General features: G+C 38.1%; 15 protein-coding genes and 1 riboswitch. Of the genes, 2 read left to right on the top strand and 13 right to left on the bottom strand.

Translation table 11 applies throughout. The annotated features are described in order from the left end of the window. Positions 1-135 precede the first annotated feature (135 nt). A riboswitch (cobalamin riboswitch) is annotated at positions 136-351 on the bottom strand. Between the two features lie 201 nt (positions 352-552). From Q0093_RS08175 to Q0093_RS08140, 9 genes are all read right to left on the bottom strand, one after another. Next, the gene (locus Q0093_RS08175; RefSeq protein WP_294179575.1) at positions 553-2,265 is read right to left on the bottom strand and encodes an ATP-binding protein; all 1,713 of its coding nucleotides are present in this window, start codon (positions 2,263-2,265) and stop codon (positions 553-555) included. Positions 2,266-2,291: 26 nt separating this feature from the next. Continuing rightward, positions 2,292-3,416 (bottom strand): sensor protein KdpD, encoded by a 1,125-nt coding sequence (locus Q0093_RS08170; RefSeq protein WP_294179577.1) that lies wholly within the window; start codon positions 3,414-3,416, stop codon positions 2,292-2,294. A 92-nt stretch (positions 3,417-3,508) separates the two neighbouring features. After that, a complete protein-coding gene (locus Q0093_RS08165; protein ID WP_009319442.1) occupies positions 3,509-4,258 on the bottom strand; it encodes a TorF family putative porin in 750 nt (249 codons plus the stop codon). Positions 4,259-4,295: 37 nt separating this feature from the next. After that, positions 4,296-4,865 carry a K(+)-transporting ATPase subunit C gene (locus Q0093_RS08160; RefSeq protein WP_009319443.1) on the bottom strand — a complete coding sequence of 190 codons (570 nt, stop codon included), beginning with the start codon at positions 4,863-4,865 and terminating at the stop codon, positions 4,296-4,298. Positions 4,866-4,881: 16 nt separating this feature from the next. Further along, complete coding sequence (gene kdpB / locus Q0093_RS08155) at positions 4,882-6,918, bottom strand: potassium-transporting ATPase subunit KdpB (protein WP_022389980.1); 2,037 nt, start codon at positions 6,916-6,918, stop codon at positions 4,882-4,884. Between the two features lie 13 nt (positions 6,919-6,931). After that, positions 6,932-8,644 (bottom strand): potassium-transporting ATPase subunit KdpA, encoded by a 1,713-nt coding sequence (kdpA, locus tag Q0093_RS08150; RefSeq protein ID WP_122304115.1) that lies wholly within the window; start codon positions 8,642-8,644, stop codon positions 6,932-6,934. Between the two features lie 21 nt (positions 8,645-8,665). Then, positions 8,666-8,746, bottom strand: a complete 81-nt coding sequence (gene kdpF, locus Q0093_RS14870; RefSeq protein ID WP_081705664.1) for a K(+)-transporting ATPase subunit F — start codon at positions 8,744-8,746, stop codon at positions 8,666-8,668. A 291-nt stretch (positions 8,747-9,037) separates the two neighbouring features. Further along, the gene (locus Q0093_RS08145; RefSeq protein WP_297929592.1) at positions 9,038-10,384 is read right to left on the bottom strand and encodes a sigma-54 dependent transcriptional regulator; all 1,347 of its coding nucleotides are present in this window, start codon (positions 10,382-10,384) and stop codon (positions 9,038-9,040) included. Between the two features lie 295 nt (positions 10,385-10,679). Beyond that, entirely contained in the window at positions 10,680-11,240 is a 561-nt protein-coding gene (locus Q0093_RS08140) for a 30S ribosomal protein S16 (RefSeq protein ID WP_009319448.1), read from the bottom strand. Positions 11,241-11,871: 631 nt separating this feature from the next. Here Q0093_RS08140 and Q0093_RS08135 point away from each other — a divergent pair. Both Q0093_RS08135 and Q0093_RS08130 read left to right on the top strand, forming a co-directional pair. Next, on the top strand, positions 11,872-13,560 hold the full coding sequence (locus Q0093_RS08135) for a DUF5689 domain-containing protein (RefSeq protein ID WP_297929591.1): 1,689 nt from the start codon (positions 11,872-11,874) through the stop codon (positions 13,558-13,560). Beyond that, positions 13,560-14,564 (top strand): hypothetical protein, encoded by a 1,005-nt coding sequence (locus Q0093_RS08130; RefSeq protein WP_022390148.1) that lies wholly within the window; start codon positions 13,560-13,562, stop codon positions 14,562-14,564. Before Q0093_RS08135 ends, Q0093_RS08130 begins: the two co-directional genes overlap by 1 nt. A gap of 246 nt (positions 14,565-14,810) precedes the next feature. On the opposite strand, the gene Q0093_RS08125 is transcribed toward Q0093_RS08130, so the two are convergent. The 4 genes from Q0093_RS08125 to Q0093_RS08110 form a co-directional block, all read right to left on the bottom strand. Beyond that, the gene (locus Q0093_RS08125; RefSeq protein ID WP_297929590.1) at positions 14,811-15,899 is read right to left on the bottom strand and encodes a GDP-L-fucose synthase; all 1,089 of its coding nucleotides are present in this window, start codon (positions 15,897-15,899) and stop codon (positions 14,811-14,813) included. Then, a complete protein-coding gene (gene gmd / locus Q0093_RS08120; RefSeq protein ID WP_022390150.1) occupies positions 15,899-16,975 on the bottom strand; it encodes a GDP-mannose 4,6-dehydratase in 1,077 nt (358 codons plus the stop codon). Before gmd ends, Q0093_RS08125 begins: the two co-directional genes overlap by 1 nt. A gap of 96 nt (positions 16,976-17,071) precedes the next feature. Next, the gene (locus Q0093_RS08115) at positions 17,072-18,208 is read right to left on the bottom strand and encodes an adenylyltransferase/cytidyltransferase family protein (RefSeq protein ID WP_009319453.1); all 1,137 of its coding nucleotides are present in this window, start codon (positions 18,206-18,208) and stop codon (positions 17,072-17,074) included. A gap of 8 nt (positions 18,209-18,216) precedes the next feature. Next, the gene (locus Q0093_RS08110; RefSeq protein ID WP_009319454.1) at positions 18,217-19,260 is read right to left on the bottom strand and encodes a mannose-1-phosphate guanylyltransferase; all 1,044 of its coding nucleotides are present in this window, start codon (positions 19,258-19,260) and stop codon (positions 18,217-18,219) included. Between the last annotated feature and the right edge of the window lie 333 nt (positions 19,261-19,593).

Below are 19,593 nucleotides of genomic sequence, written 5' to 3'. Positions count from 1 at the left end.
TCAAAATATAAATATTCAAACCACTGAATAACTTATACTTACAAAAAGTTATAGGGAAAGATACAGTATATAGCCGGTGTAACCCGTTAACGTCACATTTTATACTTACCTCTGCTTTAACCCCCGAAAGCATAAGATATTCTGAAAATGTACGGCAGGTCTTCTGACTTATCTCTCCTCTTTCGGACGTCTTCCCAGCATAATCGAAACGAACCTTTCGATTTTCCCAGTGACATGAATGTCCGGAATCAACGAGAATTACAGCAGCGGGACTGTTCAGGACTTGCACCTGATTCCCTTTTAATCACCTGAGCAGACAAACGCAGGCGAACCAATACGAATGCAAACTTACCGGTTTAATTTCTGTTAATAGGATTTACGATGTTAAAATAATAAAATAAGATATACTATCTATAATCAAAAATTTTATTTATTATTGTTTTCATTCCCCGATAGAAATTTTATCAAGGTACAAATACAGCAAGAACCTGTCTAAATTTTCCGATTAAAATATTCGACAAAATTTAGACAGATTCTAAACAAAATACTTTATTAAACCTTAAAACGAAGAGTAAACCGACTACCTTTTCCTAATTCACTCTCAACAGTCAATGTTCCGTTATGGGCTTCGACAAAATCTTTAGATATAGATAACCCCAAACCACTACCTTGCACCTTCGTGCCCGGAACTCGGAAATAACGGTCGAATATGCTTTGATGATAACGCGGATCTATTCCTTTTCCAAAATCCTGTACATAAATTTCTACAATATTACCTTCTTGTTTAGCCCCGATAATTATACGTCCATTTTGCGGAGTATAGCGTATTGCATTACTTAACAAATTCGTAATCACCCAAGCAATCTTTTCACTATCGACAAATAGCTTGCTGATCTTTTCGGGATATTCGACTTCTATCTGGCAACCGAATTTATCGGCCTGCACTCTATTCGCCTTTATCGCATACTCGATCAGCTCTATCGGTTTCGTTATTTTAGGCATCAGTTGCAACCGACCGGTCTCGACCTGAGTCATATTCAACAACTCTCCAGTAATGCTTAAAAGCCTATTACTATTTTCTTTTATGCTCTCCGAGAGTTGTTTCTGTTCATCATTCAATTCTCCTACTCGATTATCTTCTAACAGTTTAAGGCTCATTAAAATTGCCGAAATAGGAGTTTTTAATTCATGAGATATAGTAGAGATAAGCGTTGTTTTTGCCGAATCCCGCTCTTTGAACTCCGTAATATTATTCAACAAGATAATATTTCCTATATTTTTCTGTTCATTCTCTCCAGCTTCAACAATCCGAATCGGGATATATTTTGCCTGAAAATAGCTTTCTTTATTATCTGCATATATTTTCAAAGGTTCTTGTTTTTCATTCGGAGATACCAACTCTTTTACCAAACGACGGAGCAGATCATTTTTCAACGCAACTTCTGTTGCCGAACGATACAACAAATCGCCTTTTTTTAAATGTAATAAATTAAGCGCTTCTTCATTGACAAACACAATTTGCATTTCTTCATTCAAACCTATAATAGGTTCTGTGATACTATTTACAATCGCCTCGATGTATTTCTTCCCCGACAAAATATCGGATATTGAGCTATCGTGAAATTCTTCAAGCCTTTCCGCCATTTTATTAAAAGAAGCTGCAACACCTCCGAATTCTACTCCCAACCCGGCCGGTAGCCGTTTTTTATAATTCTGATCAGCAACTTCTTGAATTCCTTTGATCAACTCTTTTATCGGCTTAACGATATATTTAGGGAAATAAACTAAAAGACCTATGGAAACCAGAATGCAGAAAACAAATAGAACAGAAATCCATAATAAAGAGTTCTCTGCCGCAGCCTCCGCCATCTGGCTCTTATGGGAAATAGACACCATATTCAACTCCATGATACGATATAAATCGGCACGCATTTTTACGATCGATTTACGATCCGGATGTTTTTGATATTCTTCTAAATGATCTTTCAAAATACGAGTTGCTTGCAATTCGTCCGTTTCCGTAATATTTTTCTCCTGCAACCTAAAGTTTTCAATAAAGACATCTAAAGCGGCAGGATCTGAATCTATCTTTTCCAATGCCACAAGCATATTGCGGGCATAATTTAGAGAATTATTATTTGCATCATAAATATTCCGTGAATTCCGGTCTAAATCATATACCGAACTTATGGCAAGCGTACCTAACATAAGAATCATCGCAAAAAGGATGCAAATGCCTAACGTAAGTTTATTTTTTATTCTCATACTCTTTCAGATTTTGAAATCCAAATCTAAGCCAAAATAATTAAATCTATATTGGAACTTGATAAAAAGTCCACTAATTTTTTATAATTCATAATAGAAAAGATTGCCGAGAAAAAAGATAATTCAGGTTTTCCTATACAACATTTAGTAATATGATTATTTGCACATGTCTCTATAATTCCGTCTATCACATTCGATTTCTGCAACTGAATTACTTCTCCCCCAAGTTCCGTCGCCAATTTAAAATGGTTTAACAAGTGCCGCTGCACCGCCAACGGAATTCTGTCGGCACTTTCTTTCGGTGTCTGAACATATAAAACCGAAAACTGCGTATTATGATGAATTGCCAACCGTGCAGCTTTCCGTATCAGCTTACGAGGTGTTTTTTCATTGGTACTAATACACACCAATATTTTTTCATGTCTTACTCCTACATTACCTACTACGACTTCATCTTCGACTTTCTTCGCGACACGCAAAGCAACCTCTTTCAATGCCAACTCCCTCAATTGCAAAATATTGTCGGCATTAAAAAAATGAGACAACGCCCACTCTACTTTATCCGAACGGTATATTTTCCCTGCTTTCAGACGTGCTAAAAGTTCTTCTGCCGTCAAATCAATATTTACGACTTCATCTGCCTCTTCCAAAACGCTATCCGGAATACGCTCTTTTACCTCTATTCCCGATATTCTCTGAATTTCATCGTTCAACGCCTCTATATGCTGGATATTAACCGCACTGATTACATTGATACCTTCATCAAGAAGCTGAAGGACATCTTGCCATCTTTTTTCATTCAGGCTTCCCTCCACATTAGTATGCGCCAATTCATCGACAATTACAATTTCAGGACGTATTCGGATAATTGCTTCTACATCCATCTCTTCCAATTCCTTGCCTTTATAAAAGATTTTCCGGCGCGGTATTACGGGAAGTCCTTTCAATTGCGCATCCGTATCCGTACGACCGTGAGTCTCAACGTAACCGATCTGTACATCTACACCGCTTTCCAACAATTGGTGCGCTTCCTGAAGCATCCGATAAGTTTTCCCTACTCCGGCAATCATACCGATATATATCTTAAACTTACCCCGTCTCGATTGCTTTATTAAATCTAAAAAATGCTGGACACTTTTCTCCTTATCCATCTTTACTGTTTTATAAAACATACATACCCCCGGTGTCGCTAATCACCGAGGGGTATAAACAAAACATATTTAAATAGAACAACACAACTTTATCATCGTATAGTAATCCCGAAAACGAAATGTACGTCTTCACGATTAGGATTCCAAATTACCTGTGTATAAACCGGCAAGGAAAAACGTTCATTAAAATGAATCTCCTTTGTCGCTTTCAATGACACATTCGTAACGGCAAAATCATCATTTTTATATTGCTCTGAACGCCAAGGACTACAACCGACGGCAGCATTCAACTGCACTCCCTTAACGGTAAAAGGATACCCGAATTCCATATAAGAAGAATAGGCGTTGACACGGCTACCATCAGAAATCGTCTTACGGTCACCTCCGGCAAACATTGTGTACCAAGAAATACTCAATGGAAATTTCTCTACCGGAAGCGCATAAGATAATCCTGCTTCAAAAATATGATCTGTAGTGTGATTATCAAAATTGAAATAGTTATTTTTACCGTTTTCACGGTCATTATAAATGCCAGACTGACCTGCCCACCATAAATCGGCAACAGAAATAGTCAAACCTGCAATGGTATAAGCAGCCGTAATATCGGCTTCTTTATGACCTTGTCCTGTAAAATCGACACTACCCCACGCCGTCAAAGAAAAACCGGCCACTTGAAGACCTAATGTAGGCTGAACAGCAGCACCAGACTGGTACATACCTCTCCAAATATAAGAACTTACTAAATCTCCCTGTACATTAAAACTTACTCCTTTATTTTCTTCTTGTGCTTTGAGAACTACGGGAGATATGACACTCAGCAATATAATTATAAACTTTTTCATTTCCAATTTTCTTATTTTTGATATATTCTATTATTAATTATTTATTTTGTTGATCCAACGCAACGTTCAGTTTCAAGACATTTACTTTTGCCGTTCCGAAAAGTCCTAATAATGGAGCTTCGGTATTTTCCTCTACAATTTTACGGACCTTATCTTCTTGCATACCCCGAGCTTTAGCTACTCGTTTTATTTGCACTTCTGCACTTTGCGGTGTTATGTGAGGATCAAGTCCTGAACCGCTGGCCGTTACCATTTCTGCAGGTACTTCATTCCGTTTTAAATAGGGGTGATGCACCAAAAAAGTATCAATACGTACTTCTACTTCTTCGAGATATTCGGGATTCGTAGGACCTTTATTACTTCCGGCAGACGCATCTGCTGTATAATCGGCAGCAGAAGGACGTCCCCAAAAATAAATATCCTTAGTAAATTTTTGTCCGACATTCGCAGCTCCGACAACTTTCCCATCCAATGTCACAACTTCGGCATTTCCGTTTCCCGGTCCTGCGACTTTGGCGAAAGCCCATAAAACGAAGATGTAACATAAAGAAAAGAATACACAGAATACCAGCGTTATCTTTATCGATTTCCAAACTATTGATTTCATTTCTATCTATTATTATTTAAAAGAATAAACTTACAAACATATCTATCAACTTAATTCCTATAAAAGGCACGATAATACCTCCAAGTCCGTATATCAACAGATTTCTGCGAAGAAGAGCGGATGCTCCTATCGGCTTATACGTTACACCCTTCAAAGCCAGAGGAATTAACGCCGGAATAATCAATGCATTGAATATTACTGCCGAGAGGATAGCCGTTTCAGGACTATGTAAATTCATTATATTCAACGCTGCAAGCTGCGGAATAGCAATCATGAATAGAGCCGGAACAATTGCAAAATACTTTGCCACATCATTCGCAATAGAGAAAGTTGTCAAAGTTCCACGTGTCATCAACAACTGTTTTCCTATCTCCACGATTTCTATCAATTTTGTAGGGTCATTATCTAAATCTACCATATTACCGGCTTCCTTAGCAGCTTGTGTCCCACTATTCATAGCAACACCGACATTAGCCTGTGCCAGAGCAGGAGCATCATTTGTTCCGTCTCCCATCATTGCAACCAACTTACCGCTGTTTTGCTCTTTCTTGATATACTCCATCTTATCTTCCGGTTTAGCTTCTGCAATATAATCATCAACTCCGGCTTTTGCTGCAATATATTTAGCTGTAAGAGGATTATCTCCGGTCACCATAACGGTCTTCACTCCCATTTTACGCAGACGTTCAAAACGTTCTTGTATTCCCGGCTTAATAATATCCTGTAACTCAATAACTCCTACTACTTTGCGATCTACACTGACAACCAAAGGAGTTCCCCCGTTACTTGAAATCACATTGACCAATTCTTCGGCATCTTTCGGGAATGTATATCCGGCTTGAGTAGTAATCGTACGGATTGCATCAAAAGAACCCTTTCTGATCTGCATACCGTCTTTCATATCTACTCCTGAACACTTTGTTTCGGCAGTAAACCGGATCATCCGTTCTACCATCATACCTTGTCTTGAAGCATTTACATCAAGCCCTTTACCTAACTCAACGATAGATTTACCTTCCGGTGTTTCATCAGAAAGTGAAGAGAGCACACACCATGAAACAAATGTTTTAAAATCTACCGAAGCATCTGTACAATACATTTTCGTCGCTTTCCGGTTACCGATCGTTATCGTACCCGTTTTATCCAAAAGTAATGTGTCTATATCACCGGCAGTCTCAACAGCTTTACCCGATTTCGTAATCACATTAGCCCGCAAAGCACGATCCATACCGGCTATACCAATTGCAGAAAGCAATCCTCCGATCGTCGTAGGGATAAGACAGACAAACAGTGCGATAAGTGATCCGACTGCAATTGTAGCACCGCTATAATCTGCAAACGGTTTTAAGGTTACACAAACAATCACAAAAACAAGAGTAAATCCTGCCAACAATATAGTCAAAGCTATTTCATTCGGTGTTTTTTTACGAGAAGCCCCCTCAACAAGGGCAATCATCTTATCCAAAAAACTTTCACCGGGACGACTCGTCACCAAAACTTTTATAACATCGGAAAGGACCTTAGTACCGCCTGTTACAGAACTCTTATCTCCTCCGGCTTCACGAATGACTGGGGCACTTTCTCCAGTTATTGCACTCTCATCGATAGAAGCCAAACCTTCGATAATTTCCCCGTCTGCCGGAATAACATCTCCGGCTTCGCACAAAAAGATATCTCCTTTTTTCAATTCAGAACTCGGTACGACTTTAATTTTATCTCCAGACAACCTCTTTGCCGGAGTTTCCTCTCTTGTCTTTCTCAAACTATCGGCTTGAGCTTTCCCCCTTGCTTCGGCTATCGCTTCTGCAAAATTGGCAAACAGTAAAGTCACAAACAAGATTATAAATAAAGTCATGTTATACCCAAATGAACCCTGAGTAGGATCAACTAACGAATAGAACGTTATAGGCAACATTAATAGCGTAACGACTTCGACAGTGAACATGATCGGATTTTTAATCATCATGCGCGGATCGAGTTTTACGAACGATTGTTTTATACTTGCTAAAACCTGCTCTTTCTGAAAGAGCGAAGTTGAAATATTCTTTTTCATCTCAGACTCTTAATTAAATATATAAACTTAAATGTTCGGCAATAGTACTTAATGCGTGAACCGGGAAGAAAGACAGTGCTGCAACGATAAAGATAACGGCAAATGTCATAGCGCCGAATGTTGCAGTATCGGTTTTTAACGTTCCGGCACTTTCCGGAATATATTTCTTTTCAGCAAGCAATCCGGCAATTGCAACCTGTCCGACTATCGGAATAAAACGAGAAAGAATCAATACGATACCACAGGTATAGTTCCAGAACATCGTGTTATCTCCTAATCCTTCGAATCCTGAACCGTTATTGGCTGCACAAGAAGTATATTCGTACAACATTTCACTCAACCCATGGAAAGACGGGTTATTCAACCAACCTCCTTCCGATTCTACAAAAGCCGGATTATGAACATATAAATAAGATGCTAAAGCTGTTCCTACCAGAATAACGAACGGATGAAGTAAAGCCACGATCGTTGCGATTTTCATTTCTTTGGCTTCGACTTTCTTTCCTAAAAATTCAGGAGTACGCCCTACCATAAGACCACTGATGAAGACTGCAATGATAATAAATACATAATAGTTCATAAAACCGACGCCGACTCCACCGAACCAAGTGTTGATCTGCATATTCAACATCTCGATCAATCCGCTCAACGGCATCGTACTGTCATGCATACCGTTTACCGAACCATTCGATGTTACAGTTGTGGTAACGCTCCAGAATGCTGTTCCGGCAGCACCCAAACGAACTTCCTTACCTTCCATAGCACCATTTTCCTGGGCTATTCCCATGTTATCGATTGCAGGATTCCCATTCATTTCGTAATAGGTATTAATACCTACCCCGACAATATAAGCAAAGAACATTACGGCAAAAATACTTGCTCCGAACTTTTTCCGTTTCAGATAAAATCCTAAAGCCCATATCATAGCCATCGGAATAATCAATATCGAACAACATTCGAAAATATTGGTCAAGAATGTCGGATTTTCCAACGGATGAGAGGAATTCACTCCGAAATATCCACCTCCATTAGTACCCAATTGCTTAATAGGAACAATTGCTGCGGCAGGTCCTTGCGAAACCATTTGTGTTCCGCCTTCTAATGTATTTACCTCCATTTTTCCGTCAAATCCCATCGGTGTTCCTTCAAGAATCAAAACAAAACCGACAAGTAAGGAAAGAGGTAATAAAATACGTGTACAACTACGTACCAAGAAATACCAGAAGTTCCCGATTGTTTTTGTCGTTTTTGCTGCCATCGCTTTCATTATTCCTGCCATTGCCGCCATACCGGTTGCCGCAGTTATAAATTGGAAAAGCATAATGACAAACAATTGTGTGAAATAAGTCAAACCGCTCTCTCCGCTATAATGCTGAAGATTACAATTTACCATGAAACTGATACATGTATTGAATGCCTGATCAGCCGTCTGGTTAGCATTCCCGTCCGGATTTAACGGCAGCCAATGCTGGGTACACAACAATATCATTCCCCAGAAAAACCAAACTAAATTTAAAACCAATAATGCTTTCAGGAATTGTTTCCAGTTCATTTCTTCTTTCGGATCAACCCCTACCAGCTTATAAATAAAATTTTCTACAGGAGTAAAGAAATCCCAACGACTTTTTTCTCCTTTATATACTTTTGCAATATGTTTCCCCAGCGGATAACTAAATACCAGCAAAATCACAATTTGCAAAACAGATCCTAATATTTCCGTATTCATTTCTATTAACTGTTACGAATTTTAAAACTTTTCGGGATTGACTAGCACATACATCAAATACCCGAACAAAACCAAACTAATAATAAATAAAATTGTGTACATAAAAACTCCTTTCTTTTCAGATTTTCTCAAACCAATCTATACACTTTAAAAAGAGCCAAAAACATGCAGCTCCACTTAAACACATAATAATAAATGATAGCACTTCATTCATATTGTCATTCTTTTTAATTAAACATGCCAGCTTTATAGCGAATGATGTGCCAAAATGGGAAGCAAAATACTACTATACTAAAAATGAACACTTTATATAATTAGGCTATTATAATAAACGGGGTGCAGCCTTTTCAAAATGAAAAGGCTGCACCCCGTTTTGAAAAATGTAATTTCACTCTATAACCCGTACTCTTCTATCTTGCGATAAAGGGTAGTCAACCCGATTTTAAGTAATCGAGCCGCTTCGGTTTTATTTCCTTTAGTATATTCGAGAACACGAATAATATGTAGCTTTTCTATTGACGCCAACTCAAAATCAGAACATGAACTACTTCCGATACTCTTGTTTTCACTTATCTGTTGAATATCAATAGGAAGGTCTGTCGATGTCAGAATCTCCCCATTACAAACAATCATACTACGTTCTATTACATTCCTTAATTCCCGTACATTTCCCTTCCATGTGTACCGACACAACACCTCATAAAAAGAAGAGTCGATCTTCGGAATCGACATACGTAGTTTCTCAGCGAATGATCGTATAAAACTATCTGCCAATAAAGGAATATCTTCGGGATGTTCTCTTAATGCAGGTAACTGTATCCGAAAAACCGACAGCCTGTAAAAGAGATCTTCCCTAAAACTTCCGTTTTCGATTTCTTGTACCAAATCCCTGTTGGTTGCAGCGATGACCCGGACGTTTACTTTCGTCAGCTTCGTTTCCCCAATCTTTATATATTCTCCTGATTCTAAAATACGAAGTAATTTTGCCTGAAGATCATATGCCATCTCTCCGATCTCATCTAAAAAGATAGTACCATTATCAGCCTCTTCAAATAAACCTTTTTTATCCTTTAATGCACCGGTAAAAGCTCCAGCTTTATACCCGAACATTTCACTTTCCAATAATTCTTTACTAAAAGCGGAACAATTGACTGCAACAAAAGACTTCTTATTTCTCAAGCTATTTTTATGTATTGCTTGAGCAAACACTTCTTTTCCCGTTCCGGTCTCTCCGGTCAACAATACCGGAACATCGGTCATACTTACTCTCTTGGCCAAAGATACCGCATCTGAAAGCAAACGGGAACTTCCGATAATAGAGTCAAACGAATATTGTCTCTCATCCATTCGGTCTTCTTTATTTACCGACTTATTTTTAGCGGCTTTTTCCGAAGCTTGACTCAATAAAGGTATAATCCGGTTATTATCATCCCCTTTGGTTATATAATCGAATGCACCGTTTTTAATCGCCTGTACACCATCAGAAATATTACCATGTGCCGTCAACAATATCACCTCCGACATAGGAAACTCTTTTTTCAGACGGACAACAAAGTCTACGCCATTCCCATCAGGAAGAAAAACATCACACAACACGACGTCCGGGACAGCTCTTTTCATTTCGGATAAAGCTGTTTTGCAGTCGGCAGCCTGATAAATTTCATAACCTTCTAATTCGAGCATTCTTGCCAATAGCTTCCGTATCTGGTCTTCATCATCGACAATCAAAATCTTACTCATCTTCATAAAATTATCTTACAGACTGTTTAAAATTTTCCGATAAAACAGATTTAATAAGGTTATTTTTACATTTTCACTTGTCAGATAACCCATTATCATCCTTAAAAGAAACACACAAACCTGCCCTGAGTAAAATTTAGACGACAGGTTCTTAACCGGCAAATATATCATATATTTATCTTACTCCCAAATAAACTATTCTATCCGGGAATATTGACAATCTTCCAAATTCGCCAAACAAGCCACAAAAAAAACGCTCCGAAAACGGAGCGTTTTTCTGTATATGCTGTAAATATTATTCAGCACTTTCTGCAGGAGCAGCTTCAGCAGCAGGAGTCTCTTCGACCGGAGCTTCTTCTGTCGCAGCCGCAGCAGCCTCTGCCTCAGCAGCAGCCTTTTCAGCTTTTTTCTTAGCGACAACCTCAGCAATAGCCTTATTAACTTCTTTTTCTGCTTCAAGGCGTTTCTTTGCATCAGCCTGTTTAGCATCGGCAAGCTTAGCCTTTATAGCTTCAACAGCATTTTGTTTGTTTTTCAACCAGGCTTGGAAACGGGTTTCAGCTTCTTCTAAAGAGAATGCACCTTTTTTGACACCGCCTAACAAGTGTTTTTTCATCAACACGCCTTGTGCAGACAAGATATTACGAGTTGTATCGGTGGGTTGAGCACCGGTTTGAAGCCAATACAAAGCTCTTTCGAAATCCAAATTTATTGTAGCAGGATTAGTGTTCGGATTATAAGAACCTATCCTTTCAATAAACTTACCATCACGTGGTGCCCTGCTATCGGCGATTACAATGTGATAGAACGGATAACCTTTACGACCGTGTCTCTGTAATCTAATTTTAGTTGCCATTTGAAATTTTTTAAATTGTTATTACTTGCATTAGCGGCGCAAAGGTACGTTAAATGTTTCAATATACAAAATATTTACTTTAAGAAACTTCCTTAATCCATAAAATTTACCTATTCTGAAAACAAATATACCTTTATTATCGTACATTTATACGACCGACTCTAAGTCTTCCAAATTTTTATTAGACTTTCTAAAAAACTTATGATCAATTTTACTCAGAAAGGCTCTAAAATCCCAAACAAAATTTAAAGTTCATCATCATACAGGAATACAAAAATGACATAAAATTGCAATGAAATTGTAGTAAAAAAGATAAAAATATATGCTATCTTTGTAAAATAAATGAACAGACTACGGGAAATAGTCTCTTGTCCAAATAAACCTTCGTTTAATTGGACAGTCTAAATAAAAGTTGTATATGGTAAATACAGAACTTTATCTTATTCATGCATAGATAATTGTTCTGAACAATTGAAGAATGTGTTTTAGATTTTAAAGGGATGATAAAAACGAACGTTTGTTTGGATAGGATGAAAAAATCGAAATACCTATTTTATTTCTCTTCCCTTTTTATTTAAACTCAAATTAAAATTTAAAAGTATTTTTATTTACTAACCAAAATAAAACGATTATGAAAAAAATCTACCTAAAACTATTATTTAGTTTGTTGTTTATCATTGGAGCAACGAGCCATATCCAAGCACAAACGACTGAAACATTCAGTAATGCAAAAGACCTTGGAGGAAATCAAAAATACACAGATGGAAGTTTCACCGGTGTAAATAATATTGTATGGAGTTGGACAGCATGTCAAGATGGAGCACAACAAAATGAACCATATACAATTGATGGAGTAACTCCAATATTGAGACATCCAAGTTCAAAAATGTCTGCCACAATTCAGGGAGGCATATCATCTTTTTCATTACAATATAAAAGAGCATATACAGGAACTTCTGCGTCACGAATTATAGAAGTTTATATTAATGGAGAATTAGTAGGTTCTGGAGAAGAATGTAAGAATGATACAGAGCTTAGAATTTTAACCGTATCAAATTTAACAATAGCTGGAGAATTTTCCTTAGAAATAAAACTGAAAGGCAGTGGCACAAAAAATGCACAAACGTGTATTGATAATTTTACTTGGAACAGTTATTCTGTAGATCCTTCGAAACCTGCAATTAGTGTTACAGACGGGTTAAACATAAATTTTGGAATCATCGAAACTATAGGGACTTCATCAGAAACTCAAACTATTACTGTAGAAGGGACTAAACTTACAGATGCTATTACCGCAACATTATCTGACAAAACAAATTTTTCTTGTACAGGAGATTTGACAAATGAAGGCGGTAATTTATCAGTCACCTATACACCTTCTGAATTAGGAGAGCACACCGCAACTATTACTTTAAGTAGCACTGGTGCTGAGGATGTTATAATCAATTTAAAAGGAGAGTGTAAAAAATTAACTGCTGCAACAATTGAAGAACTCAGAACATTCGATGCAGATAATACTACCGAATATTCTCTATCTGGTAATGCAATTGTTACGTTAGCTGCCAGCGATGATAAAAATGGAATCAATGATTATTATTTGCGCCACGCCAAATATGTTCAAGATGCAACCGGAGCAATCTTAATTGATGATGCAAATCAAACAATAACAGGAAATTATACTGCAGGAGATCAAATATCCGGTTTAAAAGGAACACTGCAATCGTACAATGGTATGTTGCAACTTATACCAACTGTCGATGCAACAAAAGGAACTTCAGGAAACACAGTAAACCCGATTGAAAGGACTCTTGAAACAATTTCTGTTAATGATCAAGGGAAATTGGTTAAATTAAAAAATGTAACTATTCAAGACGTAGATGGCGGTAATGGAAAAATCGCATTTGGTGGAGAGTCTGGAAAAAGTGGTGTAACCTACAATTTTGTAGAAGGCACTCAAGCAGTACTTCGTATCCAATATCCAGATCTTGCAATCATCGGAACTGAAATACCTGCTACTGCTCAAAACATCACTGGAGTTGTTTTAGTATACAATAGTGATATTCAAATCGTACCTATTAGTATTATAGATTCTGAACTCGACGGAGTAAAAGCCGCTACAACAGATGACAATATAACTATTTACAGCTCGAATGGTAAAATTTATGTCAATGCCATTGGCGGTGAAAAAATCGAACTATTCAACATTACCGGTCAAAAGGTTGCCGAAAAAGTCGCTGTTTCCGGAATAAATGTTCTTGATGCAGTTTATGATATCACGCTTGTAAAAGTAGGTTCTAAAGTAGTTAAAGTTGTCAAATAATGAGTCAATTTATATTTTCGAAAAAAGCGTGGCTTTTCCACGCTTTTTTCATTTTCAGTTTCAGTATCATCGCTCAAACCCCTGTATGGACAGAAAATTTTGAATATCCTATAGGTGATGAAATAGGTAAACATGGCTGGTTGTTCGAAAACGATAATCCATATCTGAAAGTTTGTCCGGGACTGACATTCGAAGGATATGCCGGATCAGGTATCGGAAACGGACTACAGATAGAAGAGGAAAATAAAAATGCCGCCCGGCATACATTCCCGCAAATATCGGAAGGGTGTGTCTATGTGTCTTTTCTCGTTCAGTTCAACAGCAATCTTAAAAGCCAGTATTTTTTCACTTTATGGGACGGAAATATGCCGAGTTGGGCTGGCGGGACAGATACCAAATTTGCCTTTAACGGACGAATATACGGTGAGAAGAATTCTGATTTCGATTCAAGGTTAAATATCGGCTTATCTTTTTATGATAATCAAAAAGCGGTCTACACGACCGATAAACCCGTTGTAATCGGAGAAACTTATCTCCTCGTAATCAAATATGAAATAGTACCGGGAGATAACAATGATAAAGTTTCTTTATATCTTTTAGATCGCATACAGGATCAAGAACCAGAGCAACCTTTATTAGGGCCGTTATCCGATAATGCTTCTAAAGGAGATATATACCCTGCCGGATTGATGTTCCGTGCAAGCCATACCGGGCAGGATATTATTGTCGATGGAATACGAATTGGTACTACATGGAAAAGTATCATATCTTCCTCCTCATCGGGGATATCAAAAGAATCAATAAACAATAGACTGAAAATCAAGAAAGATTCTCAAAATATCTTCATAACTTTACCCAAAGAAGAACAGATAAACATATATGGAATAAACGGAAAACTTCTTTTCTCGGTCAAAGGGAATACCGGAATCAACCGTATTCCGATTCTTAATAAAGGGTTATATTTCGTTACAGCAGGAAAAGAAAAAGGAAAAGTGCTTTTTTAAATACTTCAAGAGATAGTCGTCTAAATTTTCTATCAGGAAAAGAAAATATTACGACAATCGACAAAATCTACCATTAGAAAATTTACTACAATAAACACCCCAACCTCTTCTTCCGAGAAAGGATTGGGGTGTATTCATATATTTTTCCGGAGAGATAGCGAACTATCTGATAAGTAGCAAACCGAAAAAAAACACAAAAATATCTTGATAATATTTTCTTATCGAAAAATCTAATCAGGCTCTTTTCTAATTATTATTATACCAGTCGATCATTTTTTGTACACCTTCTTCAATATCGATTTTATGATGCCATCCTAATGCATTTAATTTCGAAACATCAGTCAGTTTCTTCATCGTCCCGTCCGGCTTATCGGCATTGAAATACAAATCGCCTTCAAATCCTGCAGTTTTTTTTATCAAACGGGCAACATCTCCAATACTGATTTCTTTTCCGGTACCGATGTTGATATGGCAATTTCTGATTTCTTTCGTATTTTTAGGCTTAAGATCCTCAAAGTCGATATTTTCCATTACGAAAACACAGGCATCCGCCATTTCTTCACTCCACAAGAATTCACGCATCGGGCTTCCTGTTCCCCATATTTCGACCTGAACATTACCTTTTTCTGTCTTACGCACTCCATATTTATTCAATATGGCAAGGATATCCTTTTCTGAAGATTCTCCATTGACCGACTCTACCGGACGTTTATTGAGATCGGAACGTATAGCCGACCAATTTCCGGTCTCGAGATAGCGTCCCAAACAAATTTTACGAATCAAAGCAGGAAGAACATGGGAGCGTTCTAAATCAAAATTGTCATTAGGCCCGTATAAATTCGTAGGCATGACCGCAATATAATTAGTACCGTACTGAAGATTGAAACTTTCGCACATCTTTAATCCGGCAATCTTGGCTATTGCATAAGGCTCATTCGTATATTCCAGTGGAGAAGTAAGCAATACGTTCTCATCCATAGGCTGTCGGGCATCCCGAGGATAGATACAAGTACTTCCCAAAAAAAGCAGTTTTTTTACTCCGGTACGATACGAATTATAAATTACATTATTCTGTATTTGCAAATTACGATAAATAAAATCTGCCCGGTACAAACTATTTGCGATAATACCACCGACAAAAGCCGCCGAAAGGAAAACATACTCGGGTTTTTCTTCATCAAAAAAACGGGTTACGGCAAGTTGGTCGCAAAGGTCCAATTCTTTATGGGTACGGAGTACAAAATTTTGATATCCTTTTTCTTGTAAATTTTTCAATATAGCAGATCCCACCAATCCACGGTGACCGGCTACGAATATTTTGGCATTCTTTTCCATCAATGTTTATTTTTGATCATCCGGGCAACTTTTTCCATATCATGTTTTACCATAATCTTCACTAATTCGGGAAATGGTGTCTGAGTAGGATTCCATCCCAATAAAGTTTTGGCCTTAGTAGGATCTCCTAACAACTGCTCGACTTCTGCAGGACGAAAATATTTGGGATCGACCTCGACCAACACCCGTCCGGTCTCCTCATCTATTCCCTTTTCTTCGACTCCTGTCCCTTCCCAACGAATCTTAATGCCGACTTCTGCAAAAGCAAGCGTACAAAATTCACGGACAGTATGCATCTCTCCTGTCGCTATCACAAAGTCTTCGGGTGTTTCATGTTGAAGAATCATCCACATACACTGTACATAATCTTTGGCATATCCCCAATCCCGACGGGCATCGAGATTTCCCATATAAAGTTTGTCTTGTACTCCTTGTTTGATACGGGCTACTGCCAAGGATATTTTACGGGTAACGAAAGTCTCTCCACGACGTTCGCTTTCGTGATTGAATAAAATACCGTTCACGGCAAACATACCATAACTTTCTCTATAATTCTTGGTAATCCAAAACCCGTATTGTTTCGCTACACCGTACGGAGAACGGGGATAGAACGGTGTTGTTTCTTTCTGCGGGACTTCTTGAACCAATCCGAATAACTCCGAAGTGGACGCCTGATATATTTTGGTCTTTTTTTCGAGATGAAGAATACGAACGGCTTCTAACATACGAAGCGTACCGATCGCATCGGCATCGGCCGTATATTCGGGGACATCGAAACTTACTTTTACGTGACTTTGTGCTGCCAGATTATAAATTTCATCAGGTTGCACTTCTTGTATAATGCGAATTAAAGAACTTGAATCGGTCAAATCTCCATAATGCAAATTAATGGTTCTTTGCTGTTTCATATCGCGCACCCATTCATCAAAATAAAGATGTTCTATGCGTCCGGTATTGAATGACGAAGATCTACGCAAGATGCCATGAACTTCATATCCTTTTTGCAATAAAAACTCAGCAAGGAACGAACCGTCCTGCCCGGTAATTCCCGTAATCAAAGCGACTTTAGTATTCATTTCTAAGCTAAAAATTAATTATTAATCCCTCAAATTTCCATACTCGAACTTTCGTTGCAAATATAAGAAATCTATACACATCAAAAGCAAAATTTTTTATCTGCGAATACGAATCTGCAAAGCATGTTCCACAGGTTTTTCGCTGATAAAGGTCAAATATCCTCCACCGCCTGCACCACTTAATTTCCAACCTAATACAGAATCCCGATATTCTTCTATCTGAGCCAAGATATCATCATTCACCATATTGGGGAACATTGCTATTTGGGCATCGAAACTGGCCTTTACTTGCACACCGAAATTTTGCAAGTCTTTATTAAGGATTGCATCCCAACAACAACGGGCAGCATCACTCAACGCTTTTGCCGAAACCGCATCGATATGCGTATCGGCAAGAACATTATAAGACTGACCTCTCGGATATAGAGGTACTAACCAAATATATTTTTCAAGCCATTCCAAAATATCCGAATCAAGATTGCTTTCTATCGACTCCGGCCAATAGTCTCCGTTATATTCATATTTATTCAATCCCGGCATAACAATTCCCAAAGCATCTTGAGAACCGCTTACATAAGGAGTTCCGGGCGGATTTTCATAGCAAAACAGAGTTTTGGCTAATTTTTCCTTATCTCCTTCGGGTATATCGGTCTGCCATAACTCTATCGCCTTTTTACGCGAACTTGTGGACATCCCGCTACGATCATTAAATTCATAATCCGGTTCTATACAAATGGTCAATACCGGACCCGGATAATATTTACTGACATAAGGCTGATCGAGCCATCCTCCGGCCAAATCGATCCGGTAGGGAATGCGGCATTCTTTTCGCAACATCGTTGTCGAACGTACAGGCAAAGTTCCATGAGGAATTCTTTTACTCACAATATATTCGATACCCAATTCTTTACAAAGTTGCGCTTTCAAAGGGGTATTGCCATCGGTATTTACAAAAAATATATCGGGTTTGAGTTCTCTCAATTCCTTTTCAAAATCCAGTAGCCCGCTTCCGCTATTGATCCACGCATCTTTAACTACACGAAGAGCCTTTACCATATAAAGACGCTCAGCATCGGTATTGATCGTTTTCCGGGCTTTCAATTCAAATATCGTCTTATCCGAACCTATGCCTACATACAAATCGCCATACCGGGCAGCTTCTTCAAAGAAAGCGACGTGTCCGCTATGCAGCATATCATAACAGCCTGATACAAAAACCTTTTTATTTCCCATCCCGGAAATTATTTTGAGAATTCTTTAATTCTCTGTTCATCTTGAAGTTTACAAATCAGAAGCGTCCCGTTTTTTTCCGCGACAATATATCCGTCTAATCCTTGAATAACAACCCTCTTATTCTTAGGGACATGCACTATACAATTTTGAGACTCTATCAACTTCACATTTTCTCCGACACATGCATTATGATGATTATCATGGGGCAAACGGGTATGAAGAGATCCCCATGTGCCCAAGTCTGACCAACCGAATGATGCCGGGAAGACATAAATCCCGGACGCTTTTTCCATGACGGCATAATCGATAGAGATACTTTCACAAGTCGGGAAAAGTTCATCAACCCTTTCTTGCTCATCATCTCTGTAAAAACAAGGTGTCAACAGATCGAAAACAGAAGCCATAGCCGGGCAATAGGTCCGAAAGGCTTGTTCAAGTGTATGTGCATTCCATATAAAAATTCCGGCATTCCAAAAATAATTACCGGCCGATAAATATTCTTTTGCAACAGAAAGAGTCGGTTTTTCCTTAAATGCCTTTACAGGTTTTATCTCGCTACCATCCTCTATTCCTGCCGCAATATATCCATATCCGGTTTCAGGACGAGTAGGTTTCATTCCCAATGTAAGTATAGATTCCGATTTTGACGTGAAATCAAGCGATTTTACAATAACTCTGCGAAATTCTTCAACATCGGTTACCACATGGTCCGAAGATGTTACTACTATATTAGCATCGGGATAACGTCGTTTTATTTTCCAACCGGCATAAGCAATACAGGGTGCGGTATTGCGCATACATGGTTCTAACAATATATTGGAACGAGGAATATCCGGAAGTTGTTCTTCTACTAACGATTTGTATCGGGCAGAGGTAACTACCCAAAAATTGGACATGGGAACAAGCCCGCTGAAACGGTCAACAGTAAGCTGTAACAATGTGCGTCCGCATCCTAATACATCGATAAACTGCTTGGGATGTTCGGGTGTACTCATCGGCCAGAAACGACTGCCTACTCCTCCGGCCATTATTACCACATGATTATTTTGCATTATATACTTATCTCAAAATATTCAAAGATATAAATAAAAGTTTAAGAGCCTGTCTAAATTTTCCAACAAAAAATATTATCAGATCATTTTTATGTTTTCTTCCGGCTTTTTTTCCCGTTTTTTCTCGTCAAATAGCCCAACTATCATCCCCGTAAAAACTGAAAAAACATCCTCGAAAGAAACTCCCAACCTGACCCGAGTAAAAACAAACTCTAAATAATAAAAACTGACATATTTAAAATCCGGATACTACCAACTTTATAAAAACATTTTTTATTTCCCAATCTCGGTTCAACAAAATCATTTTCACATTTCTGATTAACGAACATACGA

The organism is uncultured Coprobacter sp., assembly GCF_947855755.1.
Taxonomy (GTDB): Bacteria; Bacteroidota; Bacteroidia; order Bacteroidales; family Coprobacteraceae; genus Coprobacter.
This window is presented reverse-complemented; position numbering and strand designations above follow the sequence as displayed.

Bases quoted from the DNA above. Each gene is read 5' to 3' on its own strand.
- Q0093_RS08175 (WP_294179575.1), bottom strand. From the start codon at position 2,265: ATGAGAATAAAAAATAAACTTACGTTAGGCATTTGCATCCTTTTTGCG.
- Q0093_RS08170 (WP_294179577.1), bottom strand. From the start codon at position 3,416: ATGGATAAGGAGAAAAGTGTCCAGCATTTTTTAGATTTAATAAAGCAA.
- Q0093_RS08165 (WP_009319442.1), bottom strand. From the start codon at position 4,258: ATGAAAAAGTTTATAATTATATTGCTGAGTGTCATATCTCCCGTAGTT.
- Q0093_RS08160 (WP_009319443.1), bottom strand. From the start codon at position 4,865: ATGAAATCAATAGTTTGGAAATCGATAAAGATAACGCTGGTATTCTGT.
- kdpB (WP_022389980.1), bottom strand. From the start codon at position 6,918: ATGAAAAAGAATATTTCAACTTCGCTCTTTCAGAAAGAGCAGGTTTTA.
- kdpA (WP_122304115.1), bottom strand. From the start codon at position 8,644: ATGAATACGGAAATATTAGGATCTGTTTTGCAAATTGTGATTTTGCTG.
- kdpF (WP_081705664.1), bottom strand. From the start codon at position 8,746: ATGTACACAATTTTATTTATTATTAGTTTGGTTTTGTTCGGGTATTTG.
- Q0093_RS08145 (WP_297929592.1), bottom strand. From the start codon at position 10,384: ATGAGTAAGATTTTGATTGTCGATGATGAAGACCAGATACGGAAGCTA.
- Q0093_RS08140 (WP_009319448.1), bottom strand. From the start codon at position 11,240: ATGGCAACTAAAATTAGATTACAGAGACACGGTCGTAAAGGTTATCCG.
- Q0093_RS08135 (WP_297929591.1), top strand. From the start codon at position 11,872: ATGAAAAAAATCTACCTAAAACTATTATTTAGTTTGTTGTTTATCATT.
- Q0093_RS08130 (WP_022390148.1), top strand. From the start codon at position 13,560: ATGAGTCAATTTATATTTTCGAAAAAAGCGTGGCTTTTCCACGCTTTT.
- Q0093_RS08125 (WP_297929590.1), bottom strand. From the start codon at position 15,899: ATGGAAAAGAATGCCAAAATATTCGTAGCCGGTCACCGTGGATTGGTG.
- gmd (WP_022390150.1), bottom strand. From the start codon at position 16,975: ATGAATACTAAAGTCGCTTTGATTACGGGAATTACCGGGCAGGACGGT.
- Q0093_RS08115 (WP_009319453.1), bottom strand. From the start codon at position 18,208: ATGGGAAATAAAAAGGTTTTTGTATCAGGCTGTTATGATATGCTGCAT.
- Q0093_RS08110 (WP_009319454.1), bottom strand. From the start codon at position 19,260: ATGCAAAATAATCATGTGGTAATAATGGCCGGAGGAGTAGGCAGTCGT.